Here is a 22,978-nt window from a genome sequence, read left to right on the forward strand (position 1 = left end):
TTTATTCTGCTCGTTTTCTACTATTATTTATTTGTAAAAACTCATCTAAGTCTTTTTGTCTGATCCGCCAAATTCTTGGCCCCACTTTTGTAGCTTTAAGATTATTTGATGATATCCATCTTTGTACAGTTCTTTGGTGAACACGAAGAAGTTGAGCTACTTCGATAGTTGTTAAAAACGAAATATCTTCTTCACTCTTATTATTGTTATGTTCCGCATCTTGTCGCATTTGTCGCTAAATTCGCTAGAGTCGTTATTATACTACTAATTCTAATATTTTGCAAGGTTCACCAGCACTTGAAACGCTTATATAAATCACTTTTAATTTTGACACCAAAACATTTGGCAAAATTAATATCTTGCATCTCACTATTTAGTAATATCTAACGGCAGAGTTAAATTACAATATCTGCGGCAAATTTCCGTAAATTATCCTGTCGCCACTTGGCATCTACTTTACGATTTGTCTGCAACTCCAAAACCCGAATTTCTGTATTTGGAAGTGGGTTCAATCTTTGCTGCAACTGCTGCCAAGAAGTAATCAATTCATGCTGCACATTATAAGTAGCGCACAACTGAGCAAAATCAATATCCTGGGGAGTACCAAAAAACTCTTCAAATGGTGGGTCAAACTTGGCAATGGGCAACATTTCAAAAATTCCACCGCCATTGTTATTTATTAACACAATCGTCAGATATCCGACAAACTTATTGCGGATTAAAAAACCATTGGTATCATGCAATAGCGCTAAATCTCCCGTTAACATCACACTACTTTGCTGGCGGTGGGCAATTCCTAAAGCTGTGGATAATGTGCCATCGATGCCATTTGCACCCCGGTTAAAGTGCGATCGCACTCCTAAATTATTCGGTTTCCAGAAATATTCCACATCCCGCACAGGCATACTATTGGCAATAAACAGTGGCGTTTCTGGAGGTAAAATCTGAGAAATTAACCAAGCTGCTTTACTCTCAATGATTTCATCTATTTTCCCCATCGTTTGGTCAACAACTAACCTGACTTTAGTTTCCGCATCACACCATTGCTTTCCATAGTCTGAGGATAAAGATAAATTTCTCTCCTCTACTTTTATATCTTCTACAGATATCCGTAAATGCGTCGTTCTCCCGTGCAAAGGGTCGAGGTTTTGCTCACTGGGATCAATTACCCAGCGTCGCGGTTGGGTTGCATCTATCCAGGTACGCAGTTCTTTACTCGTAGGCATTTCTCCCACCTGAATCACCATTTCGGGTGCTAGCTGCTTTGCTAGTTGCTGATTTCGCAAAATCAGGTCGTATGTGGAAATAAAATACGGGTTGAGTTCGGCATAATTTCTGACTGGGGAGAGTCCCTCAGCTAGCACAGGCCATTTGAGAGTTTGGGAAAGGTGCGCGATCGCTCTACAATACTCTTCTGGTTGCGACGGTTGGGCAACACCTGCGATGATGATACCGCGATCGCATTCTTTCCATTCTTGGGGAATGGGGAATGGGGAATGGGGAATGGGGAATGGGGTATCGCTTATTATTCCTGCGAAAAAGTCTTCTGGTTTAAACTGCGATCGCAAATAACTCAAGTCGGTTCCATCAGGCAGAGGCGCTAAGGGATCGCGAAAGGGAATATTCAAATGTACTGGCCCCTTTGTAGGAGTTTGCGCTCTTTCCCAGCTATGAATTACCGTTTGTCGCAGGTAAGCTAGCATTCCCAGATCGGCGGAGGGTAAAGCTAACTCTGTTTGCCAATTTGGGTAGTTTCCATATAATCTCAACTGATCTATAGTTTGCCCAGAGTGACAATCTCGCAATTCTGGCGGTCTATCGGTAGTTAGTATCAATAGTGGTACGCGACTATATGAGGCTTCAATGACTGCTGAATAAAAATTTGCTCCTGCTGTACCAGAGGTGCAAACTAGTACCACAGGGCGACCGGTTGCTTTAGCTTGTCCCAAAGCAAAAAAGGCGGCGGAACGTTCATCGAGAATGGAAATCGCTTCAATCTCAGGTGCTTGTTGAGCAAAGGCGATCGCTAAGGGTGTAGAGCGCGATCCCGGACAAATGATGGCACAAGTCAATCCCAACCGCTTTAGCGTCTCTGTTAAAATATAAGCCCAAAGTTGATTAACATTCGTATAAGCGATCGGCATTAAATCAAACATAGCTATAAAACAATCTTAAATTTTAGATTTTGTCTAGGGAAATTCAATTTAAAATCCATCAATGCGGTGTTGAGTTCCATCACCGCAGCGCGAGTTTGGAGGAAAGAAAATCTCCAAGCAAACTTGCTGAACTTTCTACAAAATGCACAATTTGCTCTCAAACTTTTATGGACTGCATTCATTTAACGGGAATTCGCGGCTATGGCTACACTGGGTATCTACCAGAAGAACAGGTGCTAGGACAATGGTTTGAGGTGGATGTGAGGTTATGGTTGGATATCTCCACAGCGGCCAAGACTGACGCGATCGAAGACACTTTAGATTATCGCAGCGTCATTAGCTTGACACAACATCTGATCAAAACGTCTAAATTTGTTTTGGTGGAGAAATTGGTAACAACGATCGCAGATTCTATCCTCCAAGAGTGCGATCGTGTAACAAAAGTCCAAGTCACTCTCAGCAAACCTGCTGCACCTATTCCAGACTTCGGTGGCAAAATTAGCATTGAACTGACTAAAAGTAAGCCCAACCTTTAATTCACAAAATGTGTTTTTTTCAATATCTATCAGCTAGCAAAAAACTGGGGGTTTACGTGGAGCTTGGAAGTGTCTCACAATCAGAATCTTTTTTGCCATTGGCACCAGCACCTACTGATTAGATTACCAAAAAACTAAAAAATACCGCGAGCGGCTGATGAACATTTAACTTACATATTTTCAGAGGAGAGGAATTGTGATTAAGTATTAACCAAAAACTATAGGACTAGTATTTTATTTTTAAAATACGCGTAGTGGCGTGGCAAGGCTAAAATAGTGCATTAAAAATATCTCAAGTATTGATATTTGAGAAATATAACTAATTTTATCTTGCACATATTTAGGCTTACCATGCTATTACAATAATACTGATTTTTTTTAATTATGGTTGTTATATGAATATTTCTAAGTAATAATAGTTTACTGTTCATTAAATATTTCAGATAACTTTAGACCGTAATTTATAACTCATCGAATATAAAAGCTATTTTTAGATAAAGCAGCATTAAACTTTTTAATTACGGGTTAAAATTAATTATTATTAATAATTAAGTGAATGTAGATTAATATATTACATACAAGATACTCTAGATTTTTTGTAATTATATTAAAGTAATATACTGTGATTTTATGAAAATTTTTTCTTGATAAATTTGTATATAGAGATTATACTTAGTATTTATACTTTCCCAAAAAAAATTATTGTATACAGTTTAAAATCAGTTTTTGAGTGCTTGATAATTGCATTCTAATTTTAATTTGATGTTAGTAGCATCATATTAGCTACGTAAATTAATCAAAATTAGCTTTGATAAGCATATAAATTTCCGGAGATTAATAACATGATGCTATTTACTCATTAGTCAGTATTGATATCAAGTAAGAAATACAAGGCAGTTAAAGATTGTTTATGATAAGATAAGCACTTTTGACTTGAGTTGACACTGACAACAAGAATCTGAACCTTAGCAAACAGGTTATCGTAACATGTTCGCCCGCAAAATCCTAGTTGTTGAGGATGAAAAAAATCTAGCCTCAAATATTAGAAAAAGTTTACAAAAATTCGGTTATCTAGTATCAGAAATAACTGAATCTGGTAAAGAGGTAATAAAAAAGGTAGCAGAAACTCATCCACATTTAGTATTAATTGATATCTGTCTAGCTGGAGAAATAGATGGTCTCCACGTAGCGGATATTATCCAGAATCACTTCCATGTGCCAGTAATATATCTAACAGAGTGTTCGGAATATAAAACATTACATAAAAATCAGCTAAGTGAGCCTTTTAGTTACATAGCCAAACCATTTCTTGAAAGTGATTTACATTTTGTGATTGAAATGACACTGTACAAACATCAGAGCAAAAAAATATTATACGAAGAAAAACAGAGGTTGATGACAATTATTAATAGTATGGGTTGTGCAGTTATTGTTACCTATGCAAATGGTTGTATTGAAATGATGAATCCCATAGCAGAACTAATCACTGGTTGGAAGCAAAGTGAAGCGTTGGGGAAAGATTTAATAGAAGTCGTTAACTTAGTTAATAAAGATGTAGGAGAAAAAATTGAAAATTTAGCCACTTATGTAATCGAAGCAGGTGAAATTTTCAATTTACCAGAAAACTGTACATTAATTACCAAAGATGGTAAAGAAATAGCTATTGGGGATAATGTTGCACCTATCCGCGATCGAGATGGCAATATTACTGGCGCGGTTTTAGTTTTTCAAGACATCACTAAACGCAAGCAGACAGAGGCACAACTGATCCGCAATGCGTTTTATGATGGGCTAACAGAATTACCGAATCGTGTTTTATTTTTAGATCGGCTCAGACAAACTATAGAACGTAGCAAACGCAGAAGCGACTATTATTTTGCAGTTTTATTTTTAGATTTAGATGGCTTCAAAGAGATTAACGATCGCTTCGGGCATGGAATAGGGGATGATTTTTTAGTAGCGATCGCTAGACGTTTAGAGTCATGCTTACGTAGTGGCGATACTGTAGCACGATTTGGTGGTGATGAGTTTACTGTTCTTTTGGAGGATATTAAAGACATTACCGACGCTACCAATGTTGCCAAACGTATTCAAGACTCCTTAAGATTGCCAGTTAACCTGAATGGATATCAATTATCTGCTACAGCTAGCATTGGTATCACTTGGAATTTTAGTAATTATGAGGAGCCTGCAACTTTGCTGCGGGATGCTGATATTGCGATGTACCAAGCTAAACGCCAGGGAAAAGCTACTTATGCCATATTTAGTTAAGGATAAAATATGATACTCTAGGCGCTACTAAGGTTATGGTATACAACCGAGAAGCCCTATAATTCTGTCATGGAAAAAACCGAAAAACAGAAAATGCTTGCAGGCGAATTATATCTGGCCGAAGATCCAGAATTGGCTGCGGAAAATAAGCGAGCCAGTCGTCTGTTGCGGAGGTACAATTCTACAACCGAAGAACAGCAAGAGCAACGGCAGCAAATTCTGCAAGAATTATTTGGAAAAATCGGTCAAAAAGCAGCAATTGTGCCACCCTTTCACTGTGACTATGGCAGTAATATTTTTGCTGGCGACAAATTGTATATGAACTATGGCTGTGTAATTTTAGACTGTAATACAGTTCACATTGGTGAAAATGTTTTGTGCGCTCCTTATGTGCAAATTTATACCGCCTATCATCCTATAGATCCAGAAATTCGTCTTTCTGGTAGAGAATTAGCCGCCCCAATTAACATTGGTAATAATGTCTGGATTGGTGGCAATGCAATTATTTGTCCAGGTGTAACTATTGGTGATAACACAACGATTGGTGCTGGTAGTGTAGTTGTCAAAGATATACCGGAGAATGTTGTCGCTGCTGGCAATCCTTGCCGCGTCATTCGGTATTTATCCTAGAGTTTAAAATTTATAACCTCTAGCAATCCAATAGAGCCAGTCTGCGATCGCTTCTTGAGTTTCACTGTCAGCATCAATGGCTGCTATTTCAGATAATTTTGCAGAATATACATCTTCATCCTTACCATTAATATAAGCCACTTCGACAAACATATCTTTTAAGCACTCATCATCTGGAGCCATTCCCAGTACTTCCACTTGTTTCTCCTCGACAGCACCTGATTTGCGTCCCTTCTTAGTCCATGTAGCCAAAAAGGGAAAATTCAGAACCTCTTCGAGGTAGTAGTACCAACCCATAGCGCGGTCTTCTTTGTCTTCGGCATCTACAACGATCTCCGTTTTAATGCGATGCTCTCGGTTTTCGTCGGCTTCAACACTAGGCATAAGATAACACTTTGCGTATAATTCATTTTGATAATACTACCAAAATGTTTCTAAAATCATACTTAAATATATCTATCATGTCCGCTTAATTACTTATTAACCTCCTAGACCCCCACCCCTGAATCCCCTCTTTGCAAACTCTTAGGGCCGGGTGGGGTGAAATGGCTGTCGGAATCATAACTAATTATCTGGAAATGATATAAACTAAACTCTACAAAAAACCGCTTGTCAATGACAAGCGGCTTTCTAGTTATTGTTCTTAAGGGAAACTTATTCGTTGCACTAAGATGCAAAATTTTTCAGAAATTAAACAAGTCTCAAATCGGGATAATTTGCTAACACATCATCAGATGTGAGGGTATCATTTTCAGCTTGAGGAGTCCAAAGAACTTCAATTGCTAGAAGCTTGTCGCTAGGAATACTACCAATTTGCCGTAAAGCTTGACGCAAATCATCAGCACTATTAATAGCTGTGGGGATGTCAAACTTACCTAGTGTCGCCGCCAGCAAGGTGACAACAATGTATTCGCCAGGGCCTTCGGTAAATAAGCGGGTGGGGTTGTCTAGTTCGCCAGCCGGAGGTAAAGCATCTTTGGCAAGGGCTGCTCTTAGCTGGTTGTTGACGTTAGAAAGAGTTTCTTCGCTAAACTTGCTGCGTTCTGCCAGTGACAGCCGATTAAACTGACTTTCGGCTGAATTTAAACTGGCTTGTTGAGTCCCACCACCTGCATATACAAAGTATTCTGGATGGCGGAGTAAAGCTAGACTGGCTTCTTGGAGAATTTCTGCTCTGCCTTCGGGGGTGTTAGTATCAGCAGTTTCAGCAATGTGGTTGAGTTCATTTTGCAATTCACGGGCTTGAGCTAACAAACCTACTTGCAAACGAGTTACAGAAACAGGAGAGTTACTGCTGTAATCTGCTTCTGGTGTTTCACCGCTAGAGACGCGGCGGAAAGTTTGCAATAAGAAATTAGCGATCGCAAAGAAAATTAAGATGCTAAACAGACCACCAAATCCTCCGCCAATACCCCAGAAAGGAAGTAGGAAGGGAAAGCCAAAGCCACCACCAAAGCCACCACCATAACCACCCCCAGGATAGTATCCGCCTCCGCCAGGAGGTGCATAGGTGCGCGGTGTATAGGTCCGGCTGGAAGGTGCTCTAAAGGAGCCACCACCGATACGACCCCCACTGCGGGCTGCTAATGCACCGTCAGCGTGACCAAGAGCCAAAGCTAAGACCAGGCTTAGGGCTAAGAACGTTTTTAACAGCGGTTTGATGGTTTGTTGTAGTTTTTTACGCATAAGACTATTGCTTGAGAAACGGAAATTATTATTTATGATTTCTCCCCATGTTGGGAGCAATGTTCCAGGATGTCGCTAACGCTAGCCCGTAACAAGCAAGTTTGTAGCATTCACGTAGCATTCATTTTTAGAGGCTACATATTCAATTTACCGCGTCTTATCCTGGGTAGGTAGCGATCGCAGGGGGGATTTCTCGACTGGGGAACCGTACCTGAAGACATGTTTCTCCTCACAGAAATTGCGATGTCTACGATGGGCTACGCCTACGGGCAATGGTTTACTATGCCTTGGACTAGTTTCAGACTACAGTTTTGAATTATACAGATGATTTTAATTTTTAGTGATTATTGTGACTAATTTTTTTAATCCTTCACTGAATAAGTAGTACTACTTCTGAACTTATGATTCAATATTTAGCACGGGCAAAACGCCTCGCTACTACCAACAGCACTCATTAATACATCTGTTGGCTTAGAACTTACGCGTACAGAGGAAGCTATTAAGTGTCTGTAATCCTTATAAGTTATTCACATTAGACATAATGTTGCAACTAGGTAGTTATAAAAATTTTGGCATTTTGGCACATTAGTTTAAGTGTTTAGGATATTCTGTTGAACGGAGCTAAATTTCGGAATTTTCGCAGCAGTTGTTCACTGAGCATTTTAATTACAAGTGTTAGCTTTTATTTTTTGTTATGCACAGAAACTCTCAAATAATGATAATTTTGCAACAAAAATAAAATCAACACAATAAAAAAACAATCTTTCTGGCTAATCTTTTAAAATAGGCTTTAAATTTGTCTACCAAATTCGTTTTAAAAGAAATAAAATAATAATGATGGCTTTGAAAGTAATTCTAATTGTAGATATTAAAAACTATTTGAAATATAGTCATCAACTTTATTATGGAACATATTTCTCAACTAACAGCCGAAATCAGAGATAAAGCTGCATACCCAGATATCCTAGTCATATCCCGGATATTTCTGCCGAAAGAAGCTGTAATTGGGGAATATATCTACAATCGTTGTCTCCAAGATCCAGAACGAATAATTGTGCTGGCAGCTAGTTGCTCAGGAGATCGAGTATTTGATAAGAGTCAACAGTTTCCTGTGTATCGCTGGTATTATCCTAAATATTGGCGTAGTGGCTATGTGGGAAATATCCTAAAGCCTTTGGTGAATATCGTCTGCTCATTTGTCCTAGCAATTAAACTCTATTTTCGCTATCACTATCGTTATATAGAGTGGGGCCACGGCTATGATTTTCCTTCACTGTTGCTATTGAGCTATTTGTTACCTATTCGCTTTTTTATCTATCTGCACGGCAACGATCTTCTTTGCACTTTACACAATCCCGTGCTGCGATCGCTATTTAAATTAACACTAAAACGCGCCGAAGGCATTGTTTGTAACAGTTCTTATACAAGAGACTACCTGAGAACTGCTTTCCGATTAGATACTCCTACCCACGTTATTAACCCCGTAATCAGACCGGAAAAATTTGGTAATAATGTAGCCAGTCCCAGTAGCCTGGATGATTTACGCGTTCGCGTGCGTCAGGCATACAACATTCCAGATTCAGCAATAGTTATTCTCTCCATCGGCAGGCTAGTAAAACATAAAGGTTTCGACCGAGTAATTGATAATATCCCAATACTGCTAACCTTTGGGGTTGATGTCCACTATATACTCTGCGGGCAAGGGCCAAGTGAGTCGGAACTAAAATCTCTGGCGCATCGTTTGCGAGTAGATAAGCGCGTACACTTTGCTGGATATGTGCCAGAGCGGGAATTAGCAGGTTATTATGCAGCTTGCGATATATTTGCCATGCTGACTTTATCGGATACTAAACCTAATAATATGGAAGGTTTTGGTATGGCTTATTTAGAAGCAAGTTACTTCGGTAAGCCGATAATTGCCCCTCGTTTAGGCGGTGTTCTAGATACAGTTCAGCATGAAGAAAATGGGATACTGGTTAATCCCAATTCTGGTTATGAAGTTTTTCAAGCTTTCAATAGGTTGTGCAAAGACCAACAACTACGCGAGCAACTCGGTCGTAACGGTAAAGAATTAGCCAAGCGTAGAACTCTCCATCGATCGCTTTATAAATCAGATGGGAAAAATGCAATTTTGTGAAATGATTTTATTAACTAAACCGGATTAAATCATCAAATTCAACAAACACCAAAAAGGGCACTTTACTATAAGTCATATTTCTGCATAACCTTTAACAAATTGCTTCATAAAAGAGCAAGATTTCATTGTAAAATCTCGCTTGTGATGCGATTAAATGTGCAATGAAAAATATCTGGTTTAACATAGAGCAATTCCTTCGGCGTTACACAAAGCAGCGAATGCAATCTTTCGTGTTTACAGTCATTGGATGTGTTGCTGTATTTAGTGTGATTACCTTTGGGGCAATGTATGTTGTGGCTCAACCTGCTTCAACCTCATCTGAACGTCCCGCTAAAGCGCCAAATTTCGGGCGACACTTTCAAGAATTTGGGCGTGAAGGCTCTATCTTGATTTACGACTCAAAAAATAACCGCATCTATGAACACAATCCTCAACGTAATGCAACTGCGATCGCTCCAGCTTCAACCTTCAAAATTTTTAACGCCCTGGTGGCATTAGAAACAGGTGTAGTTCCTGATGATGTGGCGGTTCTCACTTGGGATGGAATTCACCGAGACATTGATGCCTGGAATCATGATACAAATTTGCGTCAAGCCTTTAAGGATTCAACTGTTTGGTTCTATCAAGTATTGGCACGTAGGGCTGGACATGAACGGATGCAGCAATTTATTAATAAAGTAGGCTACGGAAACCGTCAGATTGGCGCTGTCGCAGACATCGATCGTTTTTGGCTACAACCGCAGTTATTGCAAATTACACCCAAAGAGCAAATTAAGTTTTTGCAACGGTTATATCAAGGCGATTTGCCTTTCTCGCAACGGACAATAAATCTTGTCAAAGACATTATGGTACGCGAACAAACTCCAGACTACACACTCCGAGGAAAGACAGGATGGTTAACGAGTACTAAACCAAATGTTGGTTGGTTTGTGGGTTATTTAGAGCAAAATAAAAACGTCTACTTTTTCGCGACAACCCTTGATATGCAAAAATCGGAAGATGCACCCGCCCGCATTGAGATTACACGACGTAGCCTCAAAGATTTGGGCTTGCTGGCTCAAATCAACTAACCACCACCAACAATAGTTACCACCTCTAAGCGATCGCCTGGCTGCACTTTTGTTTGCGGCCAAAACTGGCGGTGTAAAATTTCACCGTTATACTCCACAGCCACTAATCGGGGATTAAAACCCAACTGTTGGAGTAAGTCGGGTAAAGAAGTTTGAAATGAGCAGCTATGGGTTTCCCCATTTACCTGAATCGTAATCTCATTAGACATAATATGTATCTGGGGCATTGGGCATCGGGAATTGAGCACTTGTACTGAGCGTATCGCTAAAGCGAAAGCTCCGCTAACGCGTAGCGTCTCGTAGAGAAGTCGAAGTATTGAAAATTGGGTATTGGTTACTCACTTTGGGCAAATGACAAATGACAAATGACTCTTTAAAGTTCTGGTTTAATGCGATTTAGTTGGGAGAGCAAATATTGCGTTACTAGGGTAGGCTGTTCGGCTTGCATGAGCGATCGCACCACTGCTACACGTTTGGCTCCGGCATCAATGACATCATTGATATTATTCGCATCTATTCCCCCAATAGCAAACCAGGGAATTGAGCAATTTTTCGCTGCATAACCGACATATTCTAAACCTGTGGCAGCTTTACCTACTTTCGTTGGAGTTTCATAAACTGGCCCCACACCAATGTAATCAACACCTTCAGCAATTGCTCCTTGCATTTCTTCTTTATTTGTGGTAGAAAGACCAATCAAACGCTGGGAACCGAGTAATTGCCGAGCAACAGCAATAGGCATATCTTGTTGTCCCAGATGCACTCCATCTGCATCGACAGCTAAAGCTACATCCACGCGATCGTTAACGATAAACAAAGCACCATAGATGTGGCATAACTGCCGAAGTTTTCTGGCTTGTTCCAAACGCAAAGAATCATCGGTGGTTTTGTCGCGGTATTGTAAAAGTGTTAATCCACCTTTGAGTGCAGCTTCTACGTTATTCAACAAATTTTCATGTGGGGAAGTAACCAGATACAAATGCGATCGCCACAACAATTGATGGCGCTGATGACCCATTAAACTACTTTCTAGGGTATAAACCTGATAGCGCATCTGTTTACAAGCTTTAGCCATATTTGGCAGGGTTAGCTTGCTGTATTCTTCCAACACCCGTAATGCTTCTTCTATCCGGCAAAAGTTAGCTTGCAAGACCGATTTTATACTAGCTCGTTGTTCTTCTTGAGGATGGGTTAATTCAGTTCCAGGATCGCCTGGTGTATCTCGCGCCGCCCGCAATTCTGAGGTATGCCACTTGGCTACCTCTTGTCGCAACCGCTTGCATTCAAGAGCCAACTGGGCATTATTTAACCCAAACCGACACCATTCCTCAATGATTCGCAAGCCCTCACGAGCGCGGTCTAAATTGGCATCTAAAATGCGGTAGACAACTTGCTGTGTTTGCTCTTTTTGGCTGTATGGCTCGACCATCACAACAACCCCATTAGTGCTTTCATCGAAGTGTGAATTATCATAAGTCCTAGTAACCATAAGTTAATTAATTTGCTTTTTTTTACTAATTTTTGCGGAATCTACGCAAAACAACGTAGTAGTGAGGGTTAGGGTAAATTATCCCATGTTCCTATAGACAGTGATAAGGGTAGTTTGAGGCTACAGTTTCGCACTGAGCTTAGTCAAGTGTTTTACGATAGACAACGAGCTTACAAAAGACTGGCAAAAGGGAATACACCAGAAAATTCACAATTGAAAAAGAATGTAGAGGCATAGCAGTGCTACGTCTCTACAAGGGTTCTGGATAACGCATATTTAATTTCACTTTTATATCTATTAGATAAATGACATAGACACAATTCATGAATTGTGCCTACAAATTATTTTGGGCAACGCACAATTAATTTCTGGAGATGTCTAATATCATTTATTACTATGTATTAAATATCGCCAATCGGTCAATATATGAGTAATATTATCGACATAATACTCTCTAGAGAGTATAAGAATTTATGATTACTTATAAGGAGTCGTGTTAAATATGATTCTCCCTCGTGTGTTTGCTGAGTACCGTAGAGTAGATGTTCTGTTTGCAAAGCTGAAGTTTCTGAAATCAGCAAAGCTTTTATTTTTTAGTTTTTCAGTATTATCTTTTACTGTAGGGATGGGGGCGGCAAGTATAGTGTTTCTGGGTATCAGCCTGGATAGTGCAAGCGCTCAAATTCCATCGACACCAAATTCAGCGCCTCTAAATCAGAAAACACCTTCTCAGGCTAATGTGCTATTTGTCAATCCTGGTGTTGGAGATGACAAGGCAGGCAATGGCAGCGAATCCGCTCCTGTAAAAACAATTACCCAAGGCTTGCGATTAGCTAACGCTAATACTGTAATTATGCTTTCCCCTGGCACTTATAGCGCCGAGACAGGAGAGGAATTTCCTTTAATACTGAAACCGGGTATTTCAATTCAAGGCAACCCCAGCAATCAAGGTAAAGACATTATCATTCAGGGAGGCGGTGATTACCTGAGCCGGAGCTTTGGCGGTCAAAATGTCACAATTGTTGGAGCAAACCAAGTTTTGCTGACTGGGGTAACGGTGACGAACCCTAATCGTCGTGGTTACGGTTTATGGATTGAATCTAGCAATCCGGTAGTCGCAGAAAATACATTTAGTGGCAGTACCCAAGATGGGATTTCTGTTAGTGGTAATGCCGCACCTACCATTAGTAAGAATTACTTCGATCGCAATGGAGCCAATGGCATCACAATTGCTGGTAACTCTAATCCGCAAGTAAAGGAAAATGTCTTTCACCAAACGGGTTTTGGGATTAATATTGCCCAAAATGCCGCTCCTATACTTATAGGTAATCAAATTCAGAACAATAGATCGGGAATTATCGTACAAGCAAATGCCCGTCCGATTTTGCGGAATAATTCTATTCAAGATAATAAAGAAGATGGTTTAGTTGCGATCGCTCAAGCAATGCCAGATTTGGGTAGTGCATCCGAACCTGGGGGTAATACATTTCAAAATAATGGCCGCCACGACATTAACGCCAGCGCTGCTAAACAGGTGATTTCTGCTGCTGGTAACAACCTTGTGAGCGATCGCATCACTGGCAAGGTAGATATTAACGGTACAACAGCACTAGCAACCCAAAATTCTCAACCAGTTCCCAACAACGTATTACAACAAATACCACCAAGTGGAGAAATTACCTTCTCAGCTCCCGAAATCTCTGAAACTACCAATGGGCAAACCAGCAACAGCATTTCAGCAAATAATCCTGTTTCTGGGCAATTAAACAGTCAACTGCTGCCATTAATGCCAACCAATAATGTACCGCTTTCCCCGCCTATCTCCAATCAACAACCACCCACTTCTGGCGTCGCCGGATTTCCTACTCCTAGCAGCTTGTCAGGTAGACAAATACCAATTAACGCACAGCCACCTGATACACCACAGTTAAATTACGTGCGGATCGATCCTAATACCATTGAGTTTACTGCCCCTAAATCCCCATCCAATTCAGTTGCACAGCCACCAGTTTCAAGTATGAGGAATCAAACACAGCAGCCATTACCAATGTTAGAAACTGCTGCCCCAGGTGCTTCAGAACTTTTACCACTTCCCGATCGCAATATTCCGATTGTTAATACTCGCAATCTGCAAACAAGTTCTGCAAGTATTTCCTATGGTGGTAACTCTGCAACACAATTTGGTGTACGTTATCGCGTAGTAGTGCAACTTGCAACCGATCGGGATCGAGATTTAGTAAAATTCCTTGCTCCTGGTGCGTTTCCCACAGTTTGGCAAGGTCAAAGAGTTATGCAAGCAGGAGTATTTAGTAGTGAGTATAACGCTAAAGAAATGCTCAAAACACTCTCTAGTAAAGGTTTAAGAGTCATTATGGAGCCGTTAAATTAATTGGGTATTGGGCATCCCTTCTCTGCGAGACGCTACGCGTAGCTTGCTTCCCCCCTTTTCTTGATTGTAATGGGCGATTGCCGGTCAAAATGAAATTAATCGACTTGAGAGAGCGATCGCTTTTCTAATGTGGAGCAGGCAATTGCGGTTTTATCAAAGGAGCGATCGCACACCCTTATATCTGCGCTGATTTGGCAACTTGCGTCTGGATACAGCAGGCTCAGTTTTTTCCGTTTTACCAATTACTGAGAAAGTGATTGCCCTATTAGACTTGCCCCTTACCCCCATTAATCTATGATGGCGGGTTATTTTCGATAAGCTCGCTGCGCGAACCGACGAAATGTAAACCGTTCTAGGGATGTGTTCCACCTTATAGCCCTAACGTGCAATGCGTTTTGTCTACGAATAGCTAAAGTTGCTACGCTAGAGGAGTGCAATGTCCAATTTTAGTTGGACTCGTAGAGGCTGGTTCAAAGGGCTAAGGACTGTGAGATGAATCAAACACTCGCCGGAAAAGTAGCCATCGTCACTGGTGGAGGTTCAGGGATCGGCTATGCTATTGCCGAGCGATTCGCTGACTCTGGGGCGAATGTTGTCCTGGTCGGTCGAAAAGCACAGCGTCTAAATGATGCGATCAAGCGCATTGGGCGCGGCGCTGTTGCGATTCCTACCGATGTGTCAGATGATGAACAGGTCAAACGGTTATTTGAGCAGTACGAACACGTTGATCTGCTTGTGACATGTGCCGGTGGCGCACTTTTTGGTCCAGTCGAAGCTATTCCACCAGTGCAAGTGCGCCACCTATTCGCCACACGCTTTTTTGGTCAGCTCGCGGCGGCGCATTATGCGATTCCCAAAATGACCTCTGGGGGAGTAATTATTTTCTGCTCTGGCGTTGCCGACATTGTGGGGCTACCCTTCTTTAGTGCAGGGACAGCCATTGACGGGGCTATCAATGCGATGACTCGAAGTCTAGCAGTGGAACTGGGAACCAAAGGGATTCGCGTCAATGCCATCTCTCCCGGTTTAATCGATGATACGGACATCGAGGCGAACATGAGCCGCGAGCAGTTGCACGAGTTTGCGGAATCAACAGTCAACGCAATTCCGCTTCGCAGGAAAGGTCTCCCAGCCGAGGTAGCCGACGCTGCCTACTTTTTAGCCACATGCCAGTATGTGTCAGGTCAAGTCATTGAGGTCGATGGTGGCTGGTCAGCAACATGACATGACATAGAGGTGTTGTATAGGTTAGCACATCAACACCCCTTGTAGATTTTGTCGTTCAAATGCATTACACATTAGAGCCATTACGTGTAATGGGGGGCGAAAAGTATTATTTTCTCGTGGTTGTGAGCAGCGTCACTAACCTTGAGTATTTTCCCAACTTAGGATCATAAGTTGGGATTTGAGTTCTGACTGGATTAAATAGTTGAATTATATTTATGATACTTTTGTGCGCGATCGCCTTCGCCGTAAATCGGGTTAAGGCAAGAAAACTGATCATCTTAATACCTCAACATGACTTTGAAGTACCTCAAAACGACTTTGAAGTACCTCAAAACGACTTTGAAGTACCTCAAAACGACTTTGGAGTACCTCAACACGACTTTGGAGTACCTCAAAACGACTTTGAAGTACCTCAAAACGACTTTGAGGTACCTCAAAACGACTTTGAAGTACCTCAAAACGACTTTGAAGTACCTCAAAACGACTTTGAGGTATCTGTTGCTGATTTGATGTTACTTTTTTGACAAGTTTAATAAATACCTCAGTACAATCAACTAAAAATAATTAGGTTGATTTGAATTTGCTTTAATTTTTCCGAATTATCTCTCAGAGAAGTTTATTGTTGCATTGGCTAGAGTACATGCAGTAATCCTATAACCTCCTTTAGGAGCGCATTTTATGGCACGATTAAAACGCAGTTCACTGACTCTCGAAAACGCTCTCCGTCGAATTGCAGGAATGCGATCGATTAGCCCAACGCTAGAATTTGGCAACGGATTAAATTTGACAGACTACGACAGCCGCATCCAAACCTTGCAAACCCAGCTATCTACATATAACACTTTACTCTCTACCGTAGATGAAATGGCAGGTCGTCTCTCTCTAATTGAAGAAGAATTGCGCGGCTACTCTGAAAAGATGTTAATGAGTGTGGCAACCCATTATGGCAAAGATAGTTTGCAATATATCCAGGCGGGAGGCAAGCCACGCAAGAAATTATCACGCCGTTCGAGCAACACCCAATCCCCATCTGAGAGTACAGCTACAACCTTGAATGGTGCAAACAACAATGGTAAAGAAACCTCTGTTGTTTTACCTTAATCGTTTAACTGCATCATGCTAATGAATTCTTAATTACGAATTACGAACTTGTACTGAGCTTGCCCTGAGCGTAGTCGTTGGCGCAGCCTCTCGTAGAGAAGGGCGTAGCCGAAGTATTACGAATTACGAATTATTCGATCGCTGGCTCTGCATCGGAGAACGCCACCTGATACTCTTTATCCTGGTTTATGATCCAAACGGGTAGCTTGCTCTAGGGCGGCTTTTTCTTTGGCTCGACGGACATAAGGTTGTAATTGGGTGCGATCGCAAGCTGTGAAAATACTCAGGTTTTCCAAGGTAATCCCTCGCATCAACATTTCTACGCGCCAGGTTTGTTGTGCTTGGGCGATCGCTGGCGTTTGTCCTTGGGGAGTTAATAGCCCTTCACTCCATACTTGCCAACGTGTCTCAAGTTCTGATTCTGAGATGGGTGTACCTATATCATTCAAAAACATGGCTGTTTGAGCATCTTTACGACTTTTCAGCCATTTGATTAAGGGATTATTAGTAAAAGAACCGTAGCGTTTACCCAAAATCCACTGATTTACAGGCACTTGACGGGCAAATCCGGGAATCGTTATTTGCAGGAAGTGCCCTTGAGTGTCGTAGATTTGGTGCGATCGCTCCAAGCTAGTTATTTCTGTAGCGGATAACCCAGCCCCAAATAATACGTAAGCCAAGGCATAATCTCGGACTCCAAACTTCCTGGCTTGTTGCAGAATTTCGTGAACTAAACTAGCTGGTAAATCAGCTACTTCTGTGGTAGTGAACCCTCCTTGTAAGGAGTTGATCGCTGATTCTGTTGAAGATGACATGGCTCCATGTAAAAACAACTCCACCAAATTTTCCAGAAAGTCGTCCCGATCCTCCCAAAGTTCGTGAAATTCGCTGGTGAACTCAATTACGGCATATCCCAAAATCATCCCATTTAGCAAACTGGCTAATTTCTCTGCCGGTAAGTAGGTATTTAGGTGTCCTTGCTGGATTACAGTAGCTAAATACTGAGCTACATAACGGTTTGCCTCTGTGACTCCCCTGCCTAGTGCGCGGCGATTTTCTGCCGGGAATTGGTCGGCTTCACCTACCACAGACCGAACGAACTCTGGCACTCGTTCTAATGTATGTAAAGTGTCACTTGCATAATCTTTAAGAGCTTGGTAAACATTGCCGGGAGGTGTTGCCCGTCGCACCAGCGACTCACCTAAATCCTTAAAAGCTGCGGACTCTTCCAGCACAGCCAAAAGCAGTCCATGCTTATTGCCAAAATTCCGAAATAGAGTCACTTCGTTGACTTCGGCTTTTTCAGCAATTTGACGGGTTGTGGTAACGCTAACTCCCTGAGCAGAAAACAACTCAAGTGCAGCTTGAATCAGGCGTTGACGAGTGGAAATGAGTTGAGATGACATAGAAAAATGCAAGTGGCACTTGCAGGGGGTATCAGAGTTCTGCTAGCATAACAAATGTAAGTGATACTTGCTTTACTCTACTGTAACTAACTAGTGACAGGGTGGATAAATCCTTAGTGGGATTATGCCCAATAAAAAGTAAATCACTGCATCATCCATCAACAGGAATTTTTATGACCGCAAATTTTGGGGCGATCGCTCCTGAGAGAGGCAATTCACCTCAACTCAGGTGGATAAATGTGGTATTTTTTGGTGTATTTCATGCCTTAGCACTTCTGGCTCCTTGGTTTTTCTCCTGGCCAGCATTAGGTTTGCTAGTGTTTCTCCACTGGTTATTCGGGAGCATTGGTATTTGCTTGGGATATCACCGACTACTGAGCCATAAGAGTTTCCAAGTTCCCAAGTGGTTAGAGTATGCGATCGCCCTGATCGGAGCGCTGGCTTTGCAAGGGGGGCCAATTTTTTGGGTAGGTGGACACCGCCAGCATCATGCCCACACAGAAGATATCAATTTAGACCCCTATTCTGCCCAAAGAGGATTTTGGTGGAGCCATATATTGTGGATTTTCTACCCACGTCCAGAATTTTTTGACTATGACACCTATAAAAAATATGCCCCTGACTTAGCCAGACAACCCTTTTATCGTTGGCTAGATCGCTACTTCTTACTGTTGCAAATACCCTTCGGGCTGCTGCTTTATGCTCTAGGAGGATGGTCTTTTGTATTCTACGGAGTGTTTCTCAGATGTGTCTTGCTTTGGCATTCAACCTGGTTTGTGAACTCAGCATCACACCTGTGGGGTTATCGCACCTTTGATGCCAATGATGGCGCTCGTAATCTTTGGTGGGTATCCCTTGTCACTTATGGAGAAGGATGGCACAACAACCATCATACTTATCCCCACATGGCGAAGTCTGGGTTGTCTTGGTGGGAAATTGATGTTACTTGGTGGAGCATCTTAGTGTTGCAGACTTTGGGTTTAGCAAAAAAAGTTGTCTCGCGTCCTCCTCAAGGTGCAACTCACGGCTAAATTGCAACTAAATTATCGTGAATTTGTTATGCCGATTGCTTCTTGCAGTCGGCTTACTAATTTTTATCAGTAGTATTTCACGGTAAAATCTAACGGATTAAATCACCGCAATACATCAAGTGTGAAAACTGACAGCATTTTTTATCGCCTTTTTCAAGAACTTCCTGGCGTCTTTTTTGAATTAATTGGTAATCCACCCCAAATCGCAGAGACTTATCAATTCTCCTCAATTGAAATCAAGCAAACAGCATTCCGTATAGATGGTGTTTTTCTCCCAACCCAAGGAGAAGAAAATCCGATTTATTTTGTTGAAGTCCAGTTTAAAACCGACACAGAAATTTATTCACGCTTATTTTCAGAAATTTCTTTATACTTACGCCAAAATAAACCGAAAAATTCTTGGCGAGGAGTAGTTATCTATCCCAATCGCAGTTTAGATACAGCAGATATCAAGAATTACAGTGAATTTTTCGCTAGCCAGCGTATCAGTCGGATTTATCTTAATGAATTAGGTGAAACTGCATCATTACCAGTTGGAATTGCTACGATGAAATTAGTCGTCGATGAAGAGGAGACAGCAATTATAGCTGCTAGGCAGTTAATAGAGAGAACCCAGCAAGAAATCAACATCGAACCACAACGGCGGCAGTTACTAGAATTGATAGAGACAATATTAGTTTATAAGTTTCCGATGATGAATCGAGAGGAGATTGAAGGTATGTTTGGGTTAAGTGATTTGAAACAAACACGAGTTTATCAAGAAGGCAAGCAAGAAGGCAAGCAGGAAGGTAAGCAAGAAGGCAAACAAGAAGGAGCGCGTGAAGAAAAGTTGAGAATGATACCTTTGTTGTTGAGATTGGGATTGAGTTTTGAAGAAATGGCGAAAGAGCTAGATTTGAGTCTAGAAGAGATTCAGCAAGAAATGCAAAAACAGCCTCCAAGTCAGAATACGTAACCTACAATTACAGCAGAATTCAGAATTCAGAATTCAGGAGTCGGGAGTCGAGAGTCAGAATGGGCTACGCTCCGCTGTGCTAACAGAAGTAAAACAGGCTTTCTACTTGGCTTTGAGACTTAGTTTGTCTACCTCACTAATTTTAAAGTCGCTGTATCCTTTATTGCGTATTTATCTACATATTCTTACTATTTCCCATTCCCATAATTTTTAATTTTTTCTATGATTTCGCTCTCTCCTATTCTCCAAGCTAGACTCTCCCAACCTTTAAAGATTGGCTCCTTTGAGGTAAAAAGTCGGGTTCTCCAGTCGCCTCTATCTGGAGTGACAGATATGGTGTTTCGCCGTCTCGTGCGTCGCTATGCCCCAGATTCGATGATGTATACCGAAATGGTGAATGCTACGGGGTTGCATTATGTCAAGCAGTTACCCAAAATCATGGAGGTAGATCCAAATGAACGCCCAATTAGCATTCAACTATTTGATTGTCGTCCAGATTTCCTAGCAGAAGCAGCAATAAAAGCAGTTGCCGAAGGTGCTGATACTGTTGATATTAATATGGGTTGTCCGGTAAATAAAATCACTAAAAATGGTGGCGGTTCTTCATTATTGCGGCAACCAGAAGTAGCAGAAGCAATTGTTCGGGAAGTGGTAAAAGCTGTTGATGTACCTGTGACAGTAAAAACCCGTATTGGCTGGAATGATAACGAAATTACTATTCTCGACTTTGCCAAGCGGATGGAAGATGCAGGGGCACAAATGATTACGGTACATGGACGCACCCGCGCCCAAGGGTACAATGGCAATGCCCGTTGGGAATGGATTACCCGTGTAAAAGAAGTGCTTTCTATCCCAGTGATTGGGAATGGAGATATTTTTTCCGTTGAAGCGGCGGTGAAATGTTTAGAACAAACTGGCGCTGATGGTGTAATGTGTTCCCGTGGGACTTTGGGTTATCCGTTTTTAGTGGGAGAAATCGATCATTTTCTAAAAACAGGGGAGATATTACCATCACCAACCCCAATTCAGCGTTTGGAATGTGCAAGAGATCATTTACAAGCCTTGTGGGAATATAAAGGCGATCGCGGTGTACGTCAAGCCCGTAAGCACATGACTTGGTATGCTAAAGGTTTCGTTGGTGCTGCCGAACTGCGAGGACAGTTAAGTTTAGTTGAAAGAGTAGATCAGGGTTTGGCAATGATTGACCAAGCAATTGAAAAATTGGCTAATGGTTATGAACTAGAGGAAGAAGCAGAAGGTAGTTTGGTAATGCTTTAAAAATTTGATTTTAACCTAGCTTGAAGTGATATTGTTGGTTGCTAAAAGTGAGGCGATCGCTACCTCTATTAAAATAAGCGATCGCCTAATCTTTGCACACTTTAATTTACCAAATCAGGGAACACCTCTTGCACAGCAGGATGCACTAAGCGGTGATTTTGCACATTCACACCCTTAGCTAATGCTGGGTTAATCTCCAGTGCCAAAATTCCTAAATTCGCCAACTGGACAACATAAGGTAATGTACTATTATTAAGTGCCTGAGTTGCTGTCCAAGGTACTGCTCCTGGCATATTGGGAACGCCATAATGCACCACACCTTCTTCAAGGTATACCGGATTTGTGTGAGATGTTGGGTGTAAGGTTTCTATACAACCGCCTTGGTCAACGGCTACATCAACTATTACCGAACCAGGACGCATTTGTTTGACCAATTCGCGGGATACTAGTATTGGCGCTCTACGTCCTAACACTAAAACTGCACCGATGAGCAAATCGGCTTCAATGACTGCGGCTTCAATATGAGCAGAGTTGCTGTAAAGCAATTCAACTCTAGAGCCAAAGAGTGTTTCTAAGTAAGATAAACGCTCGACACTCACATCTAAAATCTGCACGATCGCACCCATGCCCACAGCAATTTTAGCTGCTTCTGTGCCGACAACACCGCCACCTAAAATTACTACTTTACCTGGTTTAACTCCAGGGACACCGCCCAAAAGTACACCTCTACCACCTTGTTGACGTTCTAAGAATCTGGCCCCAAATTGTACTGCTAGCCGACCGGCAATCACGCTCATGGGGGTGAGCAAAGGTAATCTGTTAGCACCAGGTTGTTCTACAGTTTCGTAAGCGATCGCAGTTGTGCCACAATCAATTAAATTCTCTGTCAACTTGCGATCGGCTGCTAAATGTAAATAAGTAAATAATATCTGCTCTTTCTGCAAAAATTTATACTCAGATGTCAGCGGCTCTTTAACTTTAACAACCAATTCCCGATTCCAAGCTTTTTCTGATGTGGGGACAATTTCGGCTCCAGCAGTTTTGTAGTCGTCATCGGAGAATCCAGCACCATTACCTGCTTGTGTCTCGACGAAGATGCTATGACCATTTTCTCGCAGCACCCGCACGCTAGAAGGACTTAACCCTACCCGAAATTCTTGATCCTTATTTTCCTTGGGAACGCCGATTTCCATATATCGCCTCTGATAATTTTTTTGTTTAACTGTACCCTTCCAATCTCAAGCTTGCTACTTCCGTCTTGCTAGTTCCGTATTAGAGATAGCTGGATAGATATACCTAATCTCTGTTCTAACTTTCTTAATTCAATCTGAGTAGCCCAAACTCTTACCCTTGACTATTGCCCCAGTATTTATACAATATATAAAGAATAGTAACAATTTATTAAAAGAGCGATTGTATAGCTCCCTACTAGGCAGCTTTTGCTGAATTTCTCAAGTCATCTTGGCATTCCAGCACTGCAATCAGCTTATAAGTTAACCTGACTTTTCAACGTCATCTGAAAAATTCAAAGTCTCTCTCTTAAAAGGAGAGAGATTTAGAGGGGGGTTTTCCAGATACCATGAAAAGTAAGTAGCGATTATCCCCACTTTCCGCGA

General features: G+C 41.5%; 20 protein-coding genes. 12 read left to right on the forward strand and 8 right to left on the reverse strand.

All coding sequences use genetic code 11. The features are described 5' to 3' along the window. Position 1: 1 nt before the first annotated feature. Positions 2–229: a helix-turn-helix domain-containing protein gene (locus AC1F2U_RS03435; protein ID WP_480259835.1), complete on the reverse strand. Its 228-nt coding sequence runs from the start codon at positions 227–229 to the stop codon at positions 2–4. 166 nt (positions 230–395) lie between these two features. Further along, entirely contained in the window at positions 396–2,156 is a 1,761-nt protein-coding gene (menD, locus tag AC1F2U_RS03440) for a 2-succinyl-5-enolpyruvyl-6-hydroxy-3-cyclohexene-1-carboxylic-acid synthase (protein WP_480259836.1), read from the reverse strand. 167 nt (positions 2,157–2,323) lie between these two features. On the opposite strand from menD, the gene folB reads away from it, so the two are divergent. From folB to AC1F2U_RS03455, 3 genes are all read left to right on the forward strand, one after another. Continuing rightward, positions 2,324–2,692: a dihydroneopterin aldolase gene (gene folB, locus AC1F2U_RS03445; protein WP_480259837.1), complete on the forward strand. Its 369-nt coding sequence runs from the start codon at positions 2,324–2,326 to the stop codon at positions 2,690–2,692. Positions 2,693–3,679: 987 nt separating this feature from the next. After that, positions 3,680–4,963: an ATP-binding response regulator gene (locus AC1F2U_RS03450; protein ID WP_480259838.1), complete on the forward strand. Its 1,284-nt coding sequence runs from the start codon at positions 3,680–3,682 to the stop codon at positions 4,961–4,963. Positions 4,964–5,032: 69 nt separating this feature from the next. After that, complete coding sequence (locus AC1F2U_RS03455; RefSeq protein WP_480259839.1) at positions 5,033–5,593, forward strand: sugar O-acetyltransferase; 561 nt, start codon at positions 5,033–5,035, stop codon at positions 5,591–5,593. A 3-nt stretch (positions 5,594–5,596) separates the two neighbouring features. Here AC1F2U_RS03455 and AC1F2U_RS03460 read toward each other — a convergent pair whose 3' ends face one another. Continuing rightward, positions 5,597–5,977 carry a calcium-binding protein gene (locus AC1F2U_RS03460; protein ID WP_480259840.1) on the reverse strand — a complete coding sequence of 127 codons (381 nt, stop codon included), beginning with the start codon at positions 5,975–5,977 and terminating at the stop codon, positions 5,597–5,599. Between the two features lie 306 nt (positions 5,978–6,283). Further along, on the reverse strand, positions 6,284–7,279 hold the full coding sequence (locus AC1F2U_RS03465; RefSeq protein WP_322683578.1) for a DUF1517 domain-containing protein: 996 nt from the start codon (positions 7,277–7,279) through the stop codon (positions 6,284–6,286). Positions 7,280–8,183: 904 nt separating this feature from the next. On the opposite strand from AC1F2U_RS03465, the gene AC1F2U_RS03470 reads away from it, so the two are divergent. Both AC1F2U_RS03470 and blaOXA read left to right on the forward strand, forming a co-directional pair. Further along, the gene (locus AC1F2U_RS03470; RefSeq protein ID WP_480259841.1) at positions 8,184–9,416 is read left to right on the forward strand and encodes a glycosyltransferase family 4 protein; all 1,233 of its coding nucleotides are present in this window, start codon (positions 8,184–8,186) and stop codon (positions 9,414–9,416) included. A 218-nt stretch (positions 9,417–9,634) separates the two neighbouring features. Then, complete coding sequence (blaOXA, locus tag AC1F2U_RS03475) at positions 9,635–10,486, forward strand: class D beta-lactamase (RefSeq protein ID WP_480259965.1); 852 nt, start codon at positions 9,635–9,637, stop codon at positions 10,484–10,486. On the opposite strand, the gene thiS is transcribed toward blaOXA, so the two are convergent. Then, positions 10,483–10,695 (reverse strand): sulfur carrier protein ThiS, encoded by a 213-nt coding sequence (gene thiS / locus AC1F2U_RS03480; protein ID WP_094349580.1) that lies wholly within the window; start codon positions 10,693–10,695, stop codon positions 10,483–10,485. The two genes, blaOXA and thiS, sit on opposite strands and share 4 nt — an antisense overlap. A 164-nt stretch (positions 10,696–10,859) precedes the next feature. Continuing rightward, the gene (locus AC1F2U_RS03485) at positions 10,860–11,975 is read right to left on the reverse strand and encodes a thiamine phosphate synthase (protein ID WP_480259842.1); all 1,116 of its coding nucleotides are present in this window, start codon (positions 11,973–11,975) and stop codon (positions 10,860–10,862) included. Positions 11,976–12,477: 502 nt separating this feature from the next. Here AC1F2U_RS03485 and AC1F2U_RS03490 point away from each other — a divergent pair. From AC1F2U_RS03490 to AC1F2U_RS03505, 4 genes are all read left to right on the forward strand, one after another. Then, positions 12,478–14,364 carry a DUF1565 domain-containing protein gene (locus AC1F2U_RS03490; RefSeq protein ID WP_480259843.1) on the forward strand — a complete coding sequence of 629 codons (1,887 nt, stop codon included), beginning with the start codon at positions 12,478–12,480 and terminating at the stop codon, positions 14,362–14,364. Between the two features lie 492 nt (positions 14,365–14,856). Next, a complete protein-coding gene (locus tag AC1F2U_RS03495; protein WP_480259844.1) occupies positions 14,857–15,588 on the forward strand; it encodes an SDR family NAD(P)-dependent oxidoreductase in 732 nt (243 codons plus the stop codon). A gap of 218 nt (positions 15,589–15,806) precedes the next feature. After that, positions 15,807–16,115, forward strand: a complete 309-nt coding sequence (locus tag AC1F2U_RS03500) for a hypothetical protein (RefSeq protein ID WP_480259845.1) — start codon at positions 15,807–15,809, stop codon at positions 16,113–16,115. 154 nt (positions 16,116–16,269) lie between these two features. Then, positions 16,270–16,692, forward strand: a complete 423-nt coding sequence (locus AC1F2U_RS03505; RefSeq protein ID WP_480259846.1) for a hypothetical protein — start codon at positions 16,270–16,272, stop codon at positions 16,690–16,692. Between the two features lie 176 nt (positions 16,693–16,868). On the opposite strand, the gene AC1F2U_RS03510 is transcribed toward AC1F2U_RS03505, so the two are convergent. Beyond that, positions 16,869–18,098 (reverse strand): TetR family transcriptional regulator, encoded by a 1,230-nt coding sequence (locus tag AC1F2U_RS03510; protein WP_480259847.1) that lies wholly within the window; start codon positions 18,096–18,098, stop codon positions 16,869–16,871. Positions 18,099–18,271: 173 nt separating this feature from the next. On the opposite strand from AC1F2U_RS03510, the gene AC1F2U_RS03515 reads away from it, so the two are divergent. The 3 genes from AC1F2U_RS03515 (at position 18,272) to dusB (ending at position 21,362) form a co-directional block, all read left to right on the forward strand. Further along, positions 18,272–19,129 carry an acyl-CoA desaturase gene (locus AC1F2U_RS03515; protein ID WP_480259850.1) on the forward strand — a complete coding sequence of 286 codons (858 nt, stop codon included), beginning with the start codon at positions 18,272–18,274 and terminating at the stop codon, positions 19,127–19,129. A gap of 121 nt (positions 19,130–19,250) precedes the next feature. Next, positions 19,251–20,084 (forward strand): Rpn family recombination-promoting nuclease/putative transposase, encoded by an 834-nt coding sequence (locus tag AC1F2U_RS03520; RefSeq protein WP_480259851.1) that lies wholly within the window; start codon positions 19,251–19,253, stop codon positions 20,082–20,084. A 222-nt stretch (positions 20,085–20,306) separates the two neighbouring features. After that, complete coding sequence (gene dusB, locus AC1F2U_RS03525; protein ID WP_414516625.1) at positions 20,307–21,362, forward strand: tRNA dihydrouridine synthase DusB; 1,056 nt, start codon at positions 20,307–20,309, stop codon at positions 21,360–21,362. Between the two features lie 101 nt (positions 21,363–21,463). On the opposite strand, the gene ald is transcribed toward dusB, so the two are convergent. Next, positions 21,464–22,555, reverse strand: a complete 1,092-nt coding sequence (ald, locus tag AC1F2U_RS03530) for an alanine dehydrogenase (protein WP_480259852.1) — start codon at positions 22,553–22,555, stop codon at positions 21,464–21,466. Positions 22,556–22,978 lie beyond the last annotated feature (423 nt).

The sequence above is a fragment of the Nostoc sp. LEGE 12454 genome (assembly GCF_056620565.1).

Excerpts from the sequence above, each read along its gene's own strand:
- AC1F2U_RS03465 (WP_322683578.1), bottom strand. The coding sequence starts at position 7,279 with ATGCGTAAAAAACTACAACAAACCATCAAACCGCTGTTAAAAACGTTC.
- AC1F2U_RS03460 (WP_480259840.1), bottom strand. The coding sequence starts at position 5,977 with ATGCCTAGTGTTGAAGCCGACGAAAACCGAGAGCATCGCATTAAAACG.
- AC1F2U_RS03505 (WP_480259846.1), top strand. The coding sequence starts at position 16,270 with ATGGCACGATTAAAACGCAGTTCACTGACTCTCGAAAACGCTCTCCGT.
- AC1F2U_RS03470 (WP_480259841.1), top strand. The coding sequence starts at position 8,184 with ATGGAACATATTTCTCAACTAACAGCCGAAATCAGAGATAAAGCTGCA.
- thiS (WP_094349580.1), bottom strand. The coding sequence starts at position 10,695 with ATGTCTAATGAGATTACGATTCAGGTAAATGGGGAAACCCATAGCTGC.
- AC1F2U_RS03510 (WP_480259847.1), bottom strand. The coding sequence starts at position 18,098 with ATGTCATCTCAACTCATTTCCACTCGTCAACGCCTGATTCAAGCTGCA.
- AC1F2U_RS03490 (WP_480259843.1), top strand. The coding sequence starts at position 12,478 with ATGATTCTCCCTCGTGTGTTTGCTGAGTACCGTAGAGTAGATGTTCTG.
- AC1F2U_RS03485 (WP_480259842.1), bottom strand. The coding sequence starts at position 11,975 with ATGGTTACTAGGACTTATGATAATTCACACTTCGATGAAAGCACTAAT.
- folB (WP_480259837.1), top strand. The coding sequence starts at position 2,324 with ATGGACTGCATTCATTTAACGGGAATTCGCGGCTATGGCTACACTGGG.
- AC1F2U_RS03500 (WP_480259845.1), top strand. The coding sequence starts at position 15,807 with ATGATACTTTTGTGCGCGATCGCCTTCGCCGTAAATCGGGTTAAGGCA.
- AC1F2U_RS03435 (WP_480259835.1), bottom strand. The coding sequence starts at position 229 with ATGCGACAAGATGCGGAACATAACAATAATAAGAGTGAAGAAGATATT.
- AC1F2U_RS03455 (WP_480259839.1), top strand. The coding sequence starts at position 5,033 with ATGGAAAAAACCGAAAAACAGAAAATGCTTGCAGGCGAATTATATCTG.
- AC1F2U_RS03495 (WP_480259844.1), top strand. The coding sequence starts at position 14,857 with ATGAATCAAACACTCGCCGGAAAAGTAGCCATCGTCACTGGTGGAGGT.
- dusB (WP_414516625.1), top strand. The coding sequence starts at position 20,307 with ATGATTTCGCTCTCTCCTATTCTCCAAGCTAGACTCTCCCAACCTTTA.
- AC1F2U_RS03450 (WP_480259838.1), top strand. The coding sequence starts at position 3,680 with ATGTTCGCCCGCAAAATCCTAGTTGTTGAGGATGAAAAAAATCTAGCC.
- blaOXA (WP_480259965.1), top strand. The coding sequence starts at position 9,635 with ATGCAATCTTTCGTGTTTACAGTCATTGGATGTGTTGCTGTATTTAGT.
- ald (WP_480259852.1), bottom strand. The coding sequence starts at position 22,555 with ATGGAAATCGGCGTTCCCAAGGAAAATAAGGATCAAGAATTTCGGGTA.
- AC1F2U_RS03515 (WP_480259850.1), top strand. The coding sequence starts at position 18,272 with ATGACCGCAAATTTTGGGGCGATCGCTCCTGAGAGAGGCAATTCACCT.
- menD (WP_480259836.1), bottom strand. The coding sequence starts at position 2,156 with ATGTTTGATTTAATGCCGATCGCTTATACGAATGTTAATCAACTTTGG.